The organism is Kitasatospora sp. NPDC058063, from assembly GCF_042885395.1.
Classification (GTDB): domain Bacteria; phylum Actinomycetota; class Actinomycetes; order Streptomycetales; family Streptomycetaceae; genus Kitasatospora; species Kitasatospora lactacystinica.
The window spans coordinates 1-3970 of the sequence record NZ_JBHVSD010000066.1; the positions used below are offsets into that span (position 1 = coordinate 1).

1 protein-coding gene is annotated in these 3970 nt (G+C 72.2%); it reads right to left on the bottom strand.

Annotated elements, in window-relative coordinates:
- The coding region (locus ACFVUY_RS43175; RefSeq protein WP_387737352.1) for an amino acid adenylation domain-containing protein at positions 1-3970 on the bottom strand (3970 nt) is incomplete at both ends.

Here is a 3970-nt window from a genome sequence, read left to right on the forward strand (position 1 = left end):
CAGGACCACCGAAGCGTCCCCCTCCGGGCCGGCCGCCATCGCCTCCAGCACCAACCGGTACATCGCACCGAAGCGCTCCAGGGCCGCACGGCCGACGACGGCCGTGGAGGTCCCGATGTTGATGCGCCCGCCCGAGGCCACGACGCTGAGTGCGAACTCGTTGGTCGCGGACGTCAGGTTGGCGTCGACGTCGACGGTGTCGGTGTCGACCTGGTGGAAGTCCTGGTGCTCGAAGAGCATCGTGATCAGGCGCTCGCCGGTGCCGCTGTCGCGCTGGACGGCGGGCAGCGGGTAGCGGCGGTGGGCCCAGATCTCCGCTTCCTGGGCGTAGACCTGCTCCACCAGCTGGCGCCAGGTGCCGGACGGACGGGTGGCCGGGAACGGCAGGGTGTTCAGGTGCATGCCCAGCACCCGCTCGGCGCCCGGTGCCTCCAGACGGCCGTGGTAGACCACACCGGTGTGGAAGGCCTCCTCCGTACCGAGCGAGCCCAGGACCTTCAGGTGCGCGGCCAGCAGCACGCTCTTCAGCGAGGTCCGGGCCCGGGTCGCCAGTCGGCGCAGGTCCTCCTCCAGGTCCTGGTACCGGACGTACACCCGGTGGACGTCCTCGGCGCTGCCCTGGTCGTCGGCCCAGGTCTCGGGGAGCCGGGCCGGGGCGTGGCCGGCGACGACGTCCTGCCAGAAGGCGCGGTCCTCCTCGGAGGCCAGCGACTCCAGCTCCGCCGCGATGAAGTCCGCGTACCGGACCGACGGCGCCTCGTAGGCGGGCAGCTCACGGCCGTCGCGCAGGTGCTGGTAGGACGCCAGCAGCTCCATGAGCAGCGAGTGGTAGCTCCAGCCCTCGGTGACGGCGTGGTTGTGGCTGAGGGTCAGCCGCCAGGCCTCGTCCGACTCCAGGTGCACCGCGACGCGCATCAGCGGCCCCACGGCCAGGTCGAAGCCCTCGGCCCGGTCCCGCTCGGCGAACGCACGGCCGCGCTCCTCGCGCTGCTGCTCGTCCAGGCCGCGCCAGTCGTGCACGGTCACCGGCAGCTGCGCGGTGGCGTGCACCAGCTGCAGCGGCTGGGAGTAGCCGCTCAGGTGCATCGAGGTGCGCAGGATGTCGTGCCGCTCGACGACGGCCTCGACGGCCCGGAGCATCGCGGGCTCGTCGAACGGGCGCTCGTCGGGAATCCGGAAGGAGGTGAGGTTGTGGTAGGTGCCCAGGCCGTCGGCCCGGAGCATCTCGACCAGGATGCCGGTCTGCACCTGCGACAGCGGGTAGGCGTCCACGACGCCCTCGGGCAGCGCGGCCCGGTCCCCGTCGCCGATCAGCGCGAACGGCTCCACGGCCTTGACGAGGGACTCGCCGCCCTGGCCGGTGAGGCCGGCCGCCATCGCGGCGATGGTGCGCGACTCGAACACGTCGCGGATCGAGACGTCGTACCCGGCGGTGCGCAGCGCGCCGACCAGCCGGACGGCACGGATGGAGTCGCCGCCGAGGTCGAAGAAGCTGTCCTCGACACCGACCCGGGCGACGCCCAGGACGTCCGACCAGATCACCGCGAGCCGCTCCTCCACCGGGGTGCGCGGCGCCACGTGCTCGACCGTGGCGAAGGACGCCTGGTCAGGCGCGGGCAGCGCGCGGTGGTCGAGCTTGCCGTTGGGGGTCAGCGGGATCTCCGCCAGCGGCACATAGGCGGCCGGGACCATGTAGTCCGGCAGCGAGGTGCGCAGGTGGGCCCGCAGGTCGCTCAGGTCAGCACCCTGCTCCATCAGGATCAGGTAGGCAACCAGGGACTTCTCGCCGAGGGCGGTGGTGTGGACGGTGACCGCGGCGTCCCGCACCAGCGGGTGCCGGCGCAGGGTCGCCTCGATCTCGCCGAGCTCGATGCGGTAGCCGCGGATCTTCACCTGGCCGTCGATGCGGCCGAGCGACTGCAGGGTGCCGTCGGCCAGCCGGCGGGCCAGGTCGCCACTGCGGTACAGCCGCGAGCCGGCCGGACCGAACGGGTCCGGGGTGAACCGCTCGGCGGTCAGCTCCGGCCGGTCCAGGTAGCCGCGGGCCACGGCGGGCCCGCCGACGAAGATCTCACCGGGGACGCCGACCGGGACGAGCTGCCCCGCCGCGTCCAGCAGGTGGATGGTCATGTCGGCGAGCGGCGTGCCGATCGGGCTGTCCGCCGGGTGCGCCAGGTCGGCGTCGCCGACCCGGTGGTAGGTGGAGTGCACCGTGGTCTCGGTGATGCCGTACATGTTGATCAGCGCGGGGCGGTCCGTCCCGACGCGGCGCGTCCAGGGCAGCACCTCCAGGAGGTCGAGCCGCTCGCCGCCGAACACGATGGCGCGCAGGTTGAGCCGGTCGATGCGCGGGTCGCCGTCGGCGGCCATGGCCACCAGCGAGCGGAACGCGGTCGGGGTCTGGCACAGGATGGTGGCCCCGGTCCCGACCAGCAGGTCCACGAACTCCTCCGGCGAACGGATCACCGAGGAAGGGACGACGACGACGCGGCCGCCGTGCAGCAGCGCACCGTAGATCTCCCACACCGAGAAGTCGAAGGCGTAGGAGTGCGAGTGCGTGAAGACGTCGTCGGCACCGAAGCCGAACTGCTCACGGGTGGCGCCGAACAGGCGCAGGACGTTGGCGTGGCTGAGGGCGACGCCCTTGGGCTTGCCGGTGGAGCCGGAGGTGTAGATGACGTAGATCAGGTTGTCCGGGGTGACCGCGGTGGCCGGCGCGACGGCCGGAAGCCCGGCGATCAGCGCCTGCTCCGCCTCGTCGTCCAGCACCACGACCCGGCCCTCGAACGAGCCCGTCAGCCGGCCTGCCAGCGAGGACTCGGTCACCAGGATCCGGGCACCCGCGTCCTGAAGGATGTAGGACAGGCGCTCGTCCGGGTTCACCGGGTCCAGCGGCAGGTAGGCCGCACCCGACTTCATCACACCCAGCAGAGTCGGAACCAGGTCCAGACCGCGCTCCAACGAGACACCCACGAGGTCGTCCGGACCGGCACCCAGCGCGACCAGGCGCTGCGCCAGCCTGTTGGCCCGCTCGTCCACCTCGGCATACGTCAACGACTCGGCGCCGAAGACCACCGCGACCGCGTCCGGAGTACGGACCGCCTGCTCCGCGAACACCTCGTGCAGGCAACCGTCGACCGGCACCTCCACCGTGGCATTCCACTCACCCACCAGCGAGGCCCGCTCCGCCCCCGGCAGGCACGCCACCGAGGCGTCCCCGTCGAAGTCCGCGACCATCGCCTCCAGCACCAACCGGTACATCTCCGCCAGCCGCGCCAGGTTCCACCCGCTCAGCACCTCGGTGGAGGCGGCCAGGTTGACGCGCTCGTGCGTGGCGATCACGGTCAGGCCGAACTCGTTGCTGCCGGTGTCCAGGCTGGACGCGGTGTCCACGGTGCCGGTGTCGACCTGGTGGAAGTCCTGGAAGTCGAACAGGGTGGTGACCAGGCGCTCGCCGGTGCCGCTGTCGTGCTGGATGGCGGGCAGCGGGTAGCGGCGGTGGGCCCAGATCTCCGACTCGCGGGCGTAGACCTGCTCCACCACCTCACGCCAGGTGCCCGAGGCGCGCTGCGCCGGGAACGGCAGGGTGTTCAGGTGCATACCGAGCACCCGCTCCGCACCCGGCGCCTCCAGACGCCCGTGGTAGACCACACCGGTGTGGAAGGCCTCCTCCGAGGTCAGCGAACCCAGCACCTTCAGGTGCGCGGCCAGCAGCACACTCTTCAGCGAGGTACGCGTCCGGGCAGCCAGCTCCCGCAGGTCCTCCGTCAGGTCGGCGAAGGAGGTGTGGGCCCAGTGCCGCTCGGCCGCCAGGCCGGTGTCGTCGGCCCAGGTGGCCGGGAGCTGGGCCGGGGCGTGGCCGGCGACGACGTCCTGCCAGAAGGCGCGGTCCTGCTCGGAGGCCAGCGACTCCAGCTCGGCCGCGATGAAGTCCGCGTAGCGGACCGACGGCGCCTCGTAGGCGGGCAGC